Annotated in this window: 13 protein-coding genes and 1 pseudogene; 8 read left to right on the top strand and 6 right to left on the bottom strand. The window is 75.9% G+C overall.

Annotated features, from left to right (window positions below; genetic code table 11):
• Positions 1-25 precede the first annotated feature (25 nt).
• The 6 genes and pseudogenes from KJS59_RS23450 to KJS59_RS23420 all read left to right on the top strand — a co-directional run bounded on the left by KJS59_RS23450 (position 26) and on the right by KJS59_RS23420 (position 5,620).
• Positions 26-496: a YbaK/EbsC family protein gene (locus tag KJS59_RS23450; protein ID WP_213455130.1), complete on the top strand. Its 471-nt coding sequence runs from the start codon at positions 26-28 to the stop codon at positions 494-496.
• Positions 493-1,470, top strand: coding sequence for a hypothetical protein (locus tag KJS59_RS32035; RefSeq protein WP_376771246.1), 978 nt, complete (start codon positions 493-495; stop codon positions 1,468-1,470). The genes KJS59_RS23450 and KJS59_RS32035 overlap by 4 nt, the downstream gene beginning before the upstream one ends.
• Positions 1,467-2,021 (top strand): annotated as a pseudogene (locus tag KJS59_RS23435) (GNAT family N-acetyltransferase); the annotation flags it as partial. The gene KJS59_RS32035 and the pseudogene KJS59_RS23435, both read left to right, overlap by 4 nt.
• Positions 2,022-2,176: 155 nt before the next feature.
• Complete coding sequence (locus KJS59_RS23430; RefSeq protein WP_213455129.1) at positions 2,177-2,905, top strand: carotenoid biosynthesis protein; 729 nt, start codon at positions 2,177-2,179, stop codon at positions 2,903-2,905.
• On the top strand, positions 2,887-4,005 hold the full coding sequence (locus KJS59_RS23425) for a glycosyltransferase (protein WP_213455128.1): 1,119 nt from the start codon (positions 2,887-2,889) through the stop codon (positions 4,003-4,005). Before KJS59_RS23430 ends, KJS59_RS23425 begins: the two co-directional genes overlap by 19 nt.
• Positions 4,006-4,090: 85 nt before the next feature.
• Positions 4,091-5,620 carry a phytoene desaturase family protein gene (locus tag KJS59_RS23420; protein WP_213455127.1) on the top strand — a complete coding sequence of 510 codons (1,530 nt, stop codon included), beginning with the start codon at positions 4,091-4,093 and terminating at the stop codon, positions 5,618-5,620.
• 9 nt (positions 5,621-5,629) lie between these two features.
• On the opposite strand, the gene asnB is transcribed toward KJS59_RS23420, so the two are convergent.
• From asnB to metF, 3 genes are all read right to left on the bottom strand, one after another.
• Positions 5,630-7,537 (bottom strand): asparagine synthase (glutamine-hydrolyzing), encoded by a 1,908-nt coding sequence (gene asnB / locus KJS59_RS23415; protein WP_213455126.1) that lies wholly within the window; start codon positions 7,535-7,537, stop codon positions 5,630-5,632.
• Positions 7,538-7,640: 103 nt separating this feature from the next.
• On the bottom strand, positions 7,641-8,312 hold the full coding sequence (locus tag KJS59_RS23410; protein ID WP_213455125.1) for a CDP-alcohol phosphatidyltransferase family protein: 672 nt from the start codon (positions 8,310-8,312) through the stop codon (positions 7,641-7,643).
• 39 nt (positions 8,313-8,351) lie between these two features.
• A complete protein-coding gene (metF, locus tag KJS59_RS23405) occupies positions 8,352-9,275 on the bottom strand; it encodes a methylenetetrahydrofolate reductase [NAD(P)H] (RefSeq protein ID WP_213455124.1) in 924 nt (307 codons plus the stop codon).
• Positions 9,276-9,362: 87 nt separating this feature from the next.
• Here metF and KJS59_RS23400 point away from each other — a divergent pair, with 87 nt between their 5' ends.
• A complete protein-coding gene (locus KJS59_RS23400; RefSeq protein ID WP_376771245.1) occupies positions 9,363-10,463 on the top strand; it encodes a polyprenyl synthetase family protein in 1,101 nt (366 codons plus the stop codon).
• 362 nt (positions 10,464-10,825) lie between these two features.
• A complete protein-coding gene (mptB, locus tag KJS59_RS23395; protein WP_213455123.1) occupies positions 10,826-12,454 on the top strand; it encodes a polyprenol phosphomannose-dependent alpha 1,6 mannosyltransferase MptB in 1,629 nt (542 codons plus the stop codon).
• On the opposite strand, the gene KJS59_RS23390 is transcribed toward mptB, so the two are convergent.
• The 3 genes from KJS59_RS23390 to KJS59_RS23380 are packed head-to-tail and all read right to left on the bottom strand — an operon-like array spanning position 12,363 to position 13,514.
• Positions 12,363-12,782, bottom strand: coding sequence for a lycopene cyclase domain-containing protein (locus KJS59_RS23390; RefSeq protein WP_213455122.1), 420 nt, complete (start codon positions 12,780-12,782; stop codon positions 12,363-12,365). The genes mptB and KJS59_RS23390 overlap by 92 nt on opposite strands.
• Positions 12,779-13,129 carry a lycopene cyclase domain-containing protein gene (locus tag KJS59_RS23385; RefSeq protein ID WP_213455121.1) on the bottom strand — a complete coding sequence of 117 codons (351 nt, stop codon included), beginning with the start codon at positions 13,127-13,129 and terminating at the stop codon, positions 12,779-12,781. The genes KJS59_RS23390 and KJS59_RS23385 overlap by 4 nt, the downstream gene beginning before the upstream one ends.
• 16 nt (positions 13,130-13,145) lie before the next feature.
• Positions 13,146-13,514, bottom strand: a complete 369-nt coding sequence (locus KJS59_RS23380) for an Rv2175c family DNA-binding protein (RefSeq protein WP_213455145.1) — start codon at positions 13,512-13,514, stop codon at positions 13,146-13,148.
• Between the last annotated feature and the right edge of the window lie 182 nt (positions 13,515-13,696).

Below are 13,696 nucleotides of genomic sequence, written 5' to 3'. Positions count from 1 at the left end.
AGGCCGGCCGGGCAAGATGGTCCGCATGCAGCCCCATCCGAACGTGCAGGCCGTGCAGGACGCCCTCGACGCCGCCGGCGCCTCGACCAAGGTGATCACGCTGCCGGACGCGGTGCACACCGCGGCCGCCGCGGCCGAGGCGCTCGGCGTACGCGTGGGGCAGATCGCCAACTCCCTGATCTTCGATGCGGACGGCGAGCCGCTGCTCGTGCTGACCTCCGGGGCGCACCGGGTGGACACCGCGAAGATCGCCGCCGCCCTCGGCGTCGCGAAGCTGGGCCGGGCCGCCCCGGAGTTCGTCCGGCGGCACACCGGCCAGCCGATCGGCGGGGTCGCCCCGCTGGGCCACCCGAAGCCGGTCCGCACGCTGGTCGACGTCGCCCTGGAGCAGTACGACGAGGTGTGGGCCGCGGGCGGGGTGCCGCGGGCGGTCTTTCCCACCACGTACGCGGAACTGGTACGCATCACCGCCGGCACGCCGACCGAGGTGGCGTGACGCCAGCCGTACCCGCCGCGGTCAGCCTGCACGTGTGGCGGGTCGCGCCGCGGGCGGTGCCCCGGGCGCTGGCCCGGATGGCGCTGGATCGGCGCCGCCTGCGCGCCCTGCCCGGCGTGCGGTTCGCGAAACTGCTCGGTACGGGCACGGGCGACGGCTTCGGCCCCGCAGACGCCGACCCCACCCGCTACGCCGCCCTCATCACCTGGGACGACCCGGACGGCCCGGCCGGGTTCGACCGCACCGCCCCCGGCCGCGCCTGGCGCGCCCTCGCCGACCGGCAGGCCCGCGAAGGCCAAGCCCACCACGAAAGCCAAGCCCACCGCAAAAGCCAAGACCGGGAAGGCCAAGCCCACCACGAAGGCCAAGAGCGGGAAAGCCAACCCGGGCAAGACCAGAGCCGCGAAGTGCCGGGCGGAGATGGCCGCGGTGGGACGGCCGGAGCGGAGCCCAGTGGTGAGGCCGGTGCCGGCGCCGGCCGAGCGGCACCCGCCGCGCGCGGTGTTTCCGATAGGGAAGCGGAGCAAAGCGCCCGGGTGGACCTTCTCCCCCTGGCCAGCCGCGGGCTGTGGTCCGGCCGCCAGCCGTTCGGGGACCCGCGGGGCCGGCCCGCCGCTGGCGGGGCCGTGCTGGCGCTGACCCGGGCGCGGCTGCGGCCCACCCGGGCGGTGGCGTTCTGGCGGGCGGTTCCCCCGGTGGCGGAGGATCTGCGCCGCGCGTCCGGGTTGCTCGCGCGGTTCGGCGTCGGTGAGGCGCCGATCGGCTGGCAGGGGACGATCAGCGTGTGGCGGAGCGCGACAGACCTCGTCCGCTTCGCGTACCGTCAGCCGGAGCACCGCGCGGTGATCGAGCGGACGGCCCGCGCCGGGTGGTACGCGGAGGAGCTGTTCGCGCGCTTCGCGGTGCTGGGCGTGCACGGGGAGCCCGGCGTGCTCGGGTGGAGTGCCGACGGCAGGGAGGGTCAGCGCGGATGAGGCTCGTGCCGTGGACACCGGACGACCTCGCCCGCCGGCTGGACGACGTGATCGCGGTGTACGGCGAGGCCATGGGGTACCGGGCCGAGTTGCTGGAGGCGCGGCGTGGGTACATCGCCACGCACGTGCGCCGGCCGGGGTTCCGGGCGGTGGCGACGCTGGCCCGGGACGGGCGGCTGGTGGGTTTCGGCTACGGGTACCGGTCCGCGTCCGGGCAGTGGTGGCACGACCAGGTGCGCGCCGCCCTGGATCCGCCGGCCCGCCGGTACTGGCTGACCGACTGTTTCGAGGTGGTGGAGCTGCACGTCCGCCCGCCCGCGCAGGGGCACGGGATCGGCGCCCGCCAGTTGCAGGCGCTGCTGGGCATGGCGGAGGGCTCGACCACGCTGCTGTCCACGCCCGAGGCGGACGAGACCCGGTCCCGGGCCTGGCGGCTGTACCGGCGGTTCGGCTTCGTGGACGTGCTGCGCCGGTTCGTCTTCCCCGGCGACGAGCGGCTGTTCGCGATCCTGGGCCGCCCGCTCCCGCTGACCCTCGCCGGCAGCACCGGAGGCACCGGCGCCACCGCCAGCGGCACCACCGCCAGCGCCAGCGCCACCGCTGCCGGCACCAGCACCAGCGCCACCGCCAGCGGCGGCACCGCCAGCGACAGCGCCAGCCGCGCCAACGGCAGCAACGCCACGGCGGAGAGCCGAGCCCGCGAGGGATGACCGGCGCGCCCTGGCTGCCCCTCGCGGCCATGGTGCTGGCCCAGATCGGCTACCCGCTCGCCGACGGGCCGGCGCGCGCGGGGTTGACGGTCCTCACGGTGCTGCTCGGGTACGCGGCGAGCGTGCTGCACGCCGCCGTCACCCGGGGCGCCCGGACCGCCGCCGCCCTGGTGCTCACCACCACCGGCGGCGGGCTCGCGGTGGAGGCGCTCGGCGCGCACACCGGCTTCCCGTTCGGCCACTACGCCTACGGCGACGCGATCGGCCCGAAGCTCGCCGGCGTCCCGCTGATTGTTCCGCTGGCCTGGACCTGGATGGCCTGGCCCGCCTGGCTGGCGGCCCCACGCACCGCGGCCAGGCCGCTGATCGCGGCCGTCGGCCTCACCGCGTGGGACCTCTTCCTCGATCCGCAGATGGTCGCCGAACGCTACTGGACCTGGGACAACCCCCATCCGGCGCTGCCGGGCGTCCCCGGCGTCCCGCTCACCAACTACGCCGGCTGGCTGGTCGTCGCGATCGCGATGATGCTGATCCTGCGGGCAACCATCCGGGACAGGCCCGGCCGGGACCGCCCCATGTACGCGCTCTACCTGTGGACCTACGCCTCCTCGACGCTCGCCCACGCGGCCTTCCTCGGCCTGCCCGCCTCGGCCGTGTGGGGCGCCGCCGGCATGGGCGTCGTCGCGATCCCGCTGGCGGTTCGGCTGTGGCGGTCGCGCTCGTAGCGCTGGCGGTGGTCGCCGGGCTCGCCGGCCTGACCACCGTCAACGCCACCCGCTGGCTGCGCCGCCCGCCGGACGACCCGCCCGAGGTGGCGGACCGGGTCGCGGTGCTGCTCCCGCTCCGCGACGAGGCGCACCGGGTCGAGCCGTGCCTGCGGGCGCTGTTGGGCCAGCGAGGGGTCCCCAACCTGACGATCACCGCCCTCGACGACGGCTCCACGGACGGCACCGCCGACCTGGTCCGCGAGATCGCCGGGGACCGCGTCACGCTGCTGGCCGGCGAGCCGCCGCCCGAGGGCTGGCTGGGCAAGCCGCACGCCTGCCACCGGCTCGCCGCGCGCACCACCGCCGAGTACCTGGTCTTCGTCGACGCCGACGTGGTCCTGGCGCCGCATGCGGTGGCCGCCGCCGTGACGCAGGCGCGGCGCGCGGGGGTCGACCTGCTCAGCCCGTACCCCCGGATCGAGGCGCGTACCCGGGGCGAACGCCTGGTCCAGCCGCTGCTCCAGTGGTCCTGGCTGGCGTTCCTGCCGCTGCGCGCGGTGGAGCGCTCGCCGCGCCCGTCCCTGGCCGCGGCCGGGGGGCAGTTCCTCGTGGTCACCCGTTCCGGGTACGACCGCGCCGGCGGTCACGCCGCCGTGCGGGACAGGGTCCTCGAGGACATCGAACTCGCCCGCGCGGTCAAGCGCGCCGGGGGCCGGATCGCCCTGGCCGACGGCTCCCGCCTGGCCTCCTGCCGGATGTACGACTCCTGGTCCGGCCTGGTCGACGGCTACGGCAAGAGCCTCTGGGCCGCCTTCGGCACGCCGGCCGGCGCCGCCGCCGTCGTGCTCCTGCTGCTTTTCCTGTACCCCGTTCAGGTGGTTCTCGCCTTCGGCGCTGCCGGGGCGGGTGCGTGGCGCACGGCGGGAACCGCGCTCTGCGCGTACGCGGTGGGGGTTTTCTCGCGCGTGGTGGCGGGCCGCGCGACCGGGGCGCGGACCTGGCCGGACGCGCTGGCCCACCCGCTGTCGATCGTGGTCTTCGCCTGGCTGGTGGTCCGTTCGTTCCGGGTGCGGCACGCGGCGCGCTGGAAGGGCCGCCGCATACAGTTACCCCCGTGAGTGCGAGGAGCGCCCGGAGCGCACCGGGCCGCAGGACCGGCGACCGCGCAGGAAGCACCGCAGTCACGAACGAAAGGCCAACACCGTGAGTGCGAGGAGCGCCCGGAGCGCACCGCCCGGCAGCCGCCGGGTTGTGGTGATCGGGGCGGGGGTGGGTGGGCTCGCGGTGGCCGCCCGGCTGGCCGCGGTCGGGCACCGGGTGGCGGTGTACGAGCGGGGCGACGCGGTCGGCGGGAAGCTGGCGCGGTACGCCCGGGACGGCTTCGTCTTCGACACCGGCCCCAGCCTGTTGACGCTGCCGCAGGTGTTCGCGGACCTGTTCGAGGCCACCGGCGCGAAGCTGGCCGACTACCTGGACCTGGTGCCGCTGGACCCGATCGTGCGGCACACCTTCGCGGACGGCACCGTGCTGGACTCGTGCGCGGACCCGGCCGGGTTCGCGGAGCGGATCGGGGCGGCGCTGGGCACGGACGCGGCCGCCGACTGGGCGGTGCTGTGGCGGCGGGCCGCCCGGGTCTGGGAGGCGTCCTGGCGGGACGTGCTGCGTTCCCCCGTGGACTCGCCGTTGGCGCTGGCGCCGCTGGCCCGCCGGCCGGGGCGGCTGCTGCGCGACCTGGCCGCGATCGCGCCGGGTCGGTCGCTGCGCGACCTCGGCCGGCGCACGCTGCGCGACCCGCGCCTGCGCACCCTGCTGGACCGTTACGCCACCTACGCGGGCGCGGACCCGCGCCGCGCGCCCGCCGCGCTGGCGGCGATCCCGTACGCGGAGCTGACGTACGGCGGCTGGTACCCGCGTGGCGGGATGGGCACCCTCGCCGACGCGTTGGTGAGCCGGTGCCTGGACCTGGGTGTGGTGATCGAGACCGGGGTGACGGTGACCGGCGTCGCCGCGGCGGGCGGGCGGGTGACCGGGGTCCGGTTCGCGGACGGCGGGCGCGTGCCGGCGGACGTGGTGGTGGCCAACGCGGACGCGTTGACCGTCTACCGGGACCTGCTCCCCCGCCCCGCGCGGGCCGCCCGGCTGGTCGACCGCAGCCTGGCCGGCTTCGTGCTGCTGCTCGGCGTGCGCGGGCGGACCCCGGGCCTGGCGCACCACAGCGTGTTCTTCCCGCCCGGCGGTGTGGCCGGGTACGACGCCGAGTTCGACGCGGTGTTCGGTGACCCGCGCACCGGCGCGCCGGCCCGCCCGGCGCCGGACCCGACGGTGTTCGTCACGGCGCCGGCCGACCCGCTGGTCCGCCCGGACGGGCACGAGGCGTGGTTCGTGCTGGTGAACGCGCCCCGGCACGGCACCGGCACCGGCGCCGTGGACTGGCGGCGGCCCGGTTTCGCCGACGCCTACGCCGACCGGGTCCTGGCGGTGCTGGCCGAGCGGGGCGTCGACGTCCGTGACCGGGTGCTGTTCTGTCGGGTGCACACCCCCGCCGACCTCGCCGCAGCCACGGCGGCTCCGGGTGGGGCGATCTACGGCACCGCGGGGCGGCTGCTGCGTACGCCCAACCGGTCGCCGGTGGCCGGCCTGTTCCTGGTCGGCGGCTCGGTGCACCCGGGCGGCGGGCTGCCGATGGTGGCCCTGTCCGCCCAGATCGTCGCGCGGCAGATCGGGGCACCCTGAGCCACCACCCTAGGCCGGGACCGGGGGGCGGGCGGGTGCCGCGAACGGGTCGAGCGAGTGCTCGATGAACATCGCGTACCACAGGCAGAACACGAGCACCGTCCAGATCTTCCGGGCGTGGTCGGCCCGGCCCTGCCGGTGGGCGGCGAGCAGGCCGCGCACGTACTCCAGGTCGATCAGGTCACCGGCGCCGGAGTGGGAGAGCAGGTCGTCCGCCCAGTCGGCCATTTCGCCGCGCAGCCAGACCCGGGTGGGTGTGGCGAAGCCGAGCTTGCGCCGGTCGGTGACGGGCTCGGGGACGATCCCACGCACCGCCTCACGGAGCAGGTACTTGGTGGTCTTGCTGCCGGCCGGCACCCGCAGCGTGCTCGGTATCCGGCTGGCCACCTCGAACACCCGGCGGTCCAGGAACGGCACGCGCAGTTCCAGCGAGTGCGCCATGGACATCCGGTCCGCCTTGGTGAGGATGTCCCCGGGCAGCCAGGTGTACATGTCGACGATCTGCATCTTGCTCACGTCGTCCAGCGCCGCCGCCTCGGCGTAGACGGGGGCGGTGACCTCGGTGCGCGGTGCGGTCTGCCGGTGCCGCAGCAGGGTGTCCTTCTCCGCCGCGTCGAACATCCGGGCGTTGCCGTAGTACCGCTGCTCCAGGGGGGTGGTGGCCCGCTCCAGGTAGCTGCGGCCCTTGACCCCCTCCGGGAGCACCGCGGTCAGGCCGCGCAGCGCCCGTTGCAGCGGGTGCGGCAGCCGGCCGACCGGGGCCACCGCCGCCGCCTCCCGGTAGATGGTGTACCCGCCGAACAACTCGTCCGCCCCCTCGCCGGAGAGCACCACCGTGACGTGCTCGGACGCGGTGCGGGCCAGGAAGTACAGCGGGGTCAGGGACGGGTCGGCGAGCGGGTCGTCCAGGTGCCAGACGATGCGGGGCAGCGCGCCGAGCACGTCCGCGCCGGTGATCACGGTGGGGGTGTGTTTGACCCCCAACTCGCGGGCGCTGGCGTCGGCCAGGTCGCATTCGGAGTACCCGTCGGTGTCGAAGCCCACGCTGAACACCTGCAGGTCCGGCTTGACCTCGTGGGCCAGGGCGACCACGGCGGTGGAGTCCACGCCGCCGGAGAGGAACGCGCCCACCGGCACGTCGGCGTTCAGGTGGGTGCGCACGCTGTCGCGCAGCGCCTCCCGCAGTTCCGTCACCAGCCCGTCCTGGGCGGGTCGCCCGCCGTCGTGCGAGTCGGCGGGCTGGAACGTGGGGCGCACGTACCGCTCGGCGATCACGTCGCCGCCCGGCCGGTAGCTGAGCCGGCCGCCCGCGGACAGCCGCCGCACCCCGGCGTGCAGGCTGAACGGCTCCGGCACGTACTGCAGGGACAGGTAGTGCCCGAGCGCGTCGGTGTCCAGTTCCCGCCCGTTGGGCAGCGACTTCTTCTCGCTGGCCAGCCAGAGCCCGTCCGGGGTGGGCAGGTAGTAGAGCGGTTTGATGCCGAACGGGTCGCGGGCCGCGTACAGCACGCCGTCGGTCCGGTCCCACAGGGCGTACGCGAACATGCCGCGGAACCGGTGCACCGCCTCGGGTCCCCAGTAGTGGTATGCGGCCGCAACCACCTCGGCGTCGCCGTTGGTGGCGAACCGGGCGCCGTGCTCGCGGCGCAGTTCGTCCCGTAGCTCGCGGTAGTTGTACAGCTCGCCGTTGAAGCACAGCGCCCACCGCTCGGCGTCCTCGCCCTCCGGCGGGTAGCTCAGCGGCTGCGAGCTGCCGTCCACGTCGACGATCGCCAGCCGCTGAAAGCCCAGGACGATCTGGTCGTCGACGACGCGCACGGACGTCTCGTCGGGTCCGCGGTGCCGCATCAACCCCAGCCGCTGCGGCAGGTCGGTGGGGAGCCGCTCCCCCCGCGCACCCCGCTGCCCAGCGCTCACGTAGACCACCAACCCGCACACGGCCGACCCCCTGATCAGACATTTGCCGTAACTCCGGCATTTCAGGGTCCCCGGTTTGGTGCTTGCTTAAGCGTGGAAGCGGCTACCGGCCGAGTTCGGTGCTGACCGCCGCGAACAACTGGGTCAGGCCGATCGCGGACAGCAGCACCCAGACCGCGGTGACCAGGGTGCCCGCACCGGCGGGCAGTTCCCGGGACACCAGGCCGGCGGCGCCGCACGCGGCCAGGCCGAACAGGGCCACGAGTACCCGGGTCGGCCGCTCCCCGACCGTCACCGCCCCGATCGCGCGCATCCCGGCGATGCTGGCCCGGGCCCGCGTGTACTCGTGCAGCCAGGACAGCGCGGCGGCGGTCACCACCAGCGGGCCGGGCGCGCCGATGATCCAGAACGCGGCCAGCCAGGCGCTCTCGCCGATCCGGTCGGCCAGCGAGTCGTAGACGTAGCCGATCCGGCTGGTGCGCCCGCTGATCACGGCCACCGCGCCGTCGGCGCTGTCCGCCACCGCGGCCAGCAGCACCAGGCCGGACGCGACCAGCACCGGCACCCCGGGCCGCCACCCGACCACCGCCGGGACCGCCAGGCAGAACAGCAGGTTCAGCGTGGTCACGGCGCTCGGGGTGAACCCGATCCGGTTCAGCGCCCGGCCGACCCCGTACGACATGCGCAGCCACCCGCGCACCAACGGGCCGGCGCGGCGGGGGTCGTAGCCGCCGTGCAGTCGGGCCCAGCCCGTCGCGTACCCGTTCCAGTCCATCAGATGCACAACCGCCGCGGGCGCGGTGAGGTCGCGCCCTCAGGCGGCCGCGGCCAGGCCCGGGTCAAGTTCCTGCCACACCTCACGGGTGGCCGTGGAGCGGTTCATGGTGATGAAGTGGATGCCCGGCACGCCCTCGGCGACCAGCCGGCGGCACATCTCGGCGCAGGTCTCGATGCCGAGCCGGCGCACCGCCGCCTTGTCCTCCGCCACCCGGGCGAACCGTTCGGCCAACGCGGGCGGGAACGGCGCACCGGACAACTGCTCCGAGCGGGCGATCGTGTTCATCGTGGTCACCGGCATCACGCCGGCCAGGATCGGGGTATCGCAGCCGGCCGCGGCGACCCGGTCGCGCAGCCGCAGGTAATCCTCGGCGTCGAAGACCATCTGGGTGATCGCGAAGTCGGCGCCGGCCCGGCACTTCTCCACGAACCGGGCGGTGTCCGAGGCGATGTCCGCCGAGCGCGGGTGCTTGTACGGGAACGCGGCGACGCCCACGCAGAAGTCACCGGACTCGCGGATCAGCCGCACCAGATCCGCCGCGTAGTGCACGCCCGCCGGATGGCGCGCCCACTCGCCGTTCGGGTCGCCCGGCGGGTCGCCCCGCACCGCGAGGATGTTCCGGATACCGGCGGCGGCCAGCCGGCCGATCACGTTGCGCAACTCGGCCACCGAGTGGTTGACCGCGGTCAGGTGCGCCATCGGCAGCAGGGTGGTCTCGGTGGCGACCTTCTCCGTCACCGAGACGGTCGTGTCCCGGGTGGTGCCGCCGGCGCCGTAGGTGATCGACACGAACGAGGGATGCAGCGGCTCCAGTTCGCGGATCGTCGTCCACAGCAACGCATCGGCCTCGGGCGCACGGGGCGGAAAGAACTCGAACGAGAACGTCGGCCGGTCACCGCGGACCAGGCCACCGATCGACGGCTGCCCGCCCGGCAGGACCGAGGGAAGACCGAGTGCCACGCAGCGACTCTAGCCGGTGACCACGGTGCGGCGGGCCGCCATCCCGCCAGCTAGAAGATCCACCCGCGATGGCCTAGCGTCGGTGCCGTGACCAACGGTTCAGCGGTGTCCCCGGTCGGCCCAGGGCTGGTAGCGGCGCCGCGGACGGTACCGGAGCGGGTGGACGCGGCGCTGGCCGCCTTCCTGGCCGGGCAGCGGCGGCGGCTGGGCGGCATCGACGAGGCGCTGCTCGCGGTGGCGGAGGCGGTGGAGGCGTTCGTGCTGCGCGGCGGCAAGCGGCTGCGCCCGTCCTTCGGCTACTGGGGCTACCGGGGCGCCGGCGCCCCCGACTCCGACGCGGTCGTCACGGCGCTGACCGCGCTGGAGTTCGTGCAGGCGAGCGCGCTGATCCACGACGACGTGATGGACTGCTCGGACACCCGCCGCGGCCAGCCCGCCATCCACCGCCGGTTCGCGGCCCTGCACCGCGCCGGCCGCTGGCACGGCGGGGCGGACGCGTTCGGCGACAGCGCGGCCATCCTCGTCGGCGACCTCTGCATGGTCTGGTCCGACGAACTGCTGCACACCAGCGGCCTGGACCCGCAGACGCTGGCCCGGGCCCGGCCGCACTACGACGAGATGCGCACCGAGGTCACCGTCGGTCAGTACCTCGACGTGCTCAACCAGGCGACCGGGGACACGTCCGCCGAGCGGGCCAGCAAGGTGGCCCAGTACAAGTCGGCCAAGTACACGGTCGAGCGGCCGCTGCTCATCGGCGCCGCGCTGGCCGGCGCCCCGCCCGCGCTGTCCGCCGCCTACTCGGGGTACGGCCTGCCGCTGGGCGAGGCGTTCCAGCTGCGCGACGACGTGCTCGGGGTGTTCGGGGACCCGGCCGTCACCGGCAAGCCCGCCGGCGACGACCTGCGCGAGGGCAAGCGCACCTTCCTGGTCGCCGCGGCCTTCGCCGCCGCCGACAACGGCGCCCGCCGGGCCCTGGTCGCCGGGCTCGGCGACCCGGCGCTGGACGCGGCCGGCGTGGACCGGCTGCGCGGCATCATCGCCGACACCGGCGCCCTCCAGCGCACCGAGCACCGCATCGCGGAACTCGCCGAGGAGGCGCTGGCCGCGCTGGCCGCCGCACCCGTCGACCCGGCCGCCGCCGCCGAACTCACCGCCCTGGCCACCGCCGCCACCCACCGCGCGGTCTGACCCGCGCCCATCGCCGCCCGGCTGGTTGACGCCTCGCCGCGTTGACGCCCTGGCCGCCCGACGCCCTGGCCGCCCGACGCCCTGGCCGCCCGACGCCCTGGCCGCCCGACGCCCTGGCCGCCCGACGCCCTGGCCGCCCGACGCCCTGGCCGCCCGACGCCCTGGCCGCCCGACGCCCTGGCCGCCCGACGCCCTGGGCTTGGCGCCCTGGCCGCTTGGCGCCTCGCTGCGTTGACGCCTGGCCCGTTGGCGGCCCGGCCGCGTTGGCGCCCGGCCGCCATGGCGCCTCGCGCCGCCGGTTCTGGCGGCACCCTCGCCCGGCGGCGGTACGGAGATCTGCGGCGCGTGGAATCATCTGGGGCGTGCGGGGGCCCGAACGGCTGCGGTACGCGGGGCTGGGCGCCACCGTGCTGCTCGCCGCGGGCGCGTACGGTGCCGGCGCGCTGCCCGGCGGCGACCCCGCTCCCCGGTTCGTGCCGGCCTGGCTGGCCGGCACCTCCACCGCCTACCGGCTGGGTCTGGTGGCCTGGGCGGCCGGGCTGGCGCTGCTCGGCGTCGCCTGGTGGCGGTTGGGCGGCCGGCTGGGCTGGGCGGGTGCGCGGTGGCTGCTGGCGACCGCTGCGTTGTGGGCGCTGCCGTTGCTCCTGGCCCCGCCACTGGCCAGCCGGGACGTGTACGCGTACGCGTGCCAGGGCGCGCTTTGGGCGGACGGGCGGGACCCGTATACGACCGGGGTGGCCGCGGGCTGCCCGTGGTTGGAGGCGGTCCCCCCGCTGTGGCAGACGACGCCCACCCCGTACGGTCCGCTCGCGGTCGCGCTGTCCGGCGGCGCTGCGGCGATCGCCCGCGCACTGCCGCTGGGCACGGCGGGGCAGTTGCTCGCCGCGGTGACCGTCCTGCGCCTGCTGGCCCTGGCCGGCGTGGCGCTCGCGGCCGGTTCCGCGCTGCGCCTGGCGCGCTGCGTGCCGCCCGAAAGGACCCCGGGCGAACACGGGCCGGGCGAACACGCCCCCAAAGAAAGCGGGCCGGACGGAAGCGCCCCGAACAAACACGCCCCGGGCGAACGCGCCCCGAACAAACACGCCCCCGGCGAACATGCGCCTAGCGGAAGCGCGCCGAGTGGTACCGCGTGGGCGGTGTGGCTGGCGGCGCTCGCGCCGCTGGTGCTGGTGCACGCGGTGTCCGGCGCTCACAACGACGCCCTGCTCGCGGGCCTGGTGGCGGCGTCGCTGGCGGTGGCCGCGCGGCCCTCGCCGGCGCACGCGGCGGCACCGGCGGGGCGCTCGTGGCGGGGCGCGCTGGCCGTGGGTGCGCTGCTGGGGCTGGCCGCGGCGGTGAAGGTCACCGCGATCGTGGCGGTACCGTTCGCCGTCCTCCTGGTGGCCCGCCGGGCGCGGGTGGCCGCCGTCGCCCGCTCCGGCGCGATCGCGCTGGCCGGCCTGGTCGGCGCGTTCGCCGCGGGCACCGGCGCGGCCGGCCTGGGGCTCGGCTGGGTGGGCGCCCTGCGCGACACCGGCACCCTGGTGCAGTGGACGTCCGTGCCCACCGCCGTCGGCATGGCCGCCGGGTACCCGCTGCGGGCGCTCGGCTGGGCCGGCGGGTACGCCACGGCGGTCGCCGTGGCCCGGGTGGCCGGCCTGCTCGCGATGGTGCTCGTCTACGCGGCCCTGCTGCGCTGGTGCTGGCGCCGCCTCGAGATCGGCAGGATCCTGCTCGCCTGCGGGGCGGCGTTCACCGCGGTCCTGCTGCTCTCGCCGGTGTTCTACCCCTGGTACGCGTTGACGCCGCTCGCCGTCCTCGCGGCCGTGCCCCTCGGCACCACCGGCCGGAGGTGGCTGGCCGGCGGGGTGATCGCGCTGAGCGCGCTGATCCTCCCGCAGGGGCTCGGCGTCGCCGTGCTCACGAAGCTGCCCGGCGCGTATCTCGTGACCGCGGCGCTGGCGGTGCTGGCGTGGCGGTGGAGGCGCCGGGGCGCGCGCGGCGCGCGGTGAAGCGCGGGCGGCCCTGTGCGGCCGGGGTGCGCTGGACGCCCCGGCGGCCGAGCCAGACCCACACCGACAGGCTGAACAGCACCAGCGCGAAGCCGAACAGCAGGTCCTCCACGGGCGCGGACGCGATCCGCCAGCCGAGGATCGCGTCCGGCCGGTACCGGACGACGTCGCGGCCGGTGAGGACGCCGTTGGAGAGCAGCTGGAACCCGACGATGATCGGGTACGTGGCCCAGAAGACGGCCCGGGTGACCAGCCGGGTGCGCAGCACCGCCAGGTCCACGGCGAGCGCGGCGGCGACCCCGAGCAGCGCGGCGGCGGTGTAGGTCACGGTCGTTCCTCATCGGCCGCCGCCTCGTCCCCGGCGGGGCGGCGCAGCACCGCGCGGGTCGCCTCGAAGCCGAGGATCGCGCACGCCGGGACCACGGCGAAGAACAGCACCTCCTCCAGCGGCAGCCCGCCGGGCAGCCGCACGCCGCTGACCTGCGCCGGGTCGAAGCTCCAGTGACCGGCGGCGACGGCGGCCAGGTCCCACAGGCCGAACAGCAGGATCACCGGGAGCAGGGTCAGCAGCAGGCGGCGCCAGCGGCGCAGCACGTTCACCCGGAGCACCGGCTCCAGCCACAGCGCCGCCACCAGGCAGCCGGCGAGGACGCCGAGGTAGGTCAGGTGACCCACGGCCGCGCCGCTCGGGTCAGAAGCCGACGGCCTGGGCGCGCCGCTTGACCTCGGTGGCGCCCGGACCGCCGAGCGTGGCCGCGGGCGTGCCGCCGGGCAGCGTGTCGTCCGGGGTGTAGAGCCACCGCAGCGCCTCTTCGTCGTTGTACCCGGCATCGTGCAGCAAGGTCAGGACGCCGGGGAGGTGCTTGAGGGCCGTGGGGGTGCCGACCAGTTCCCCGGGGACCCGCAGAACGCCCTCCCGGCGGACCGCGAGCAACTGCCGCTCGCGGATCATCTGGCGCACCCGGGTCACCGGAACCTCGAAGCGTTCGGCCAGGTCGGGCAGGGTGTACCAGGTGGTGGGTTCGGTCGCGGGCACGGTGGGTTGGCTCACGTCACCAATCTGCCATGCCGGCGCCGCCCGACCAACAGCGGACGGGAGGAGAACGGCACCGTGAGCATTCTGCGGGCGGCGCGGGACGAGGCGGCGGGCGTGGCCCGGTCGCTGCGGTACGACCTGGCCGCGGCCCGGCGGGCGCTGCCCGTGGGCGAGCGCACCGGGCGGCCGGCCGGGCGGCGCGGGCC

It is taken from the genome of Rhizomonospora bruguierae (genome assembly GCF_018397995.1).
Lineage (GTDB): Bacteria > Actinomycetota > Actinomycetes > Mycobacteriales > Micromonosporaceae > Rhizomonospora > Rhizomonospora bruguierae.
This window is presented reverse-complemented; position numbering and strand designations above follow the sequence as displayed.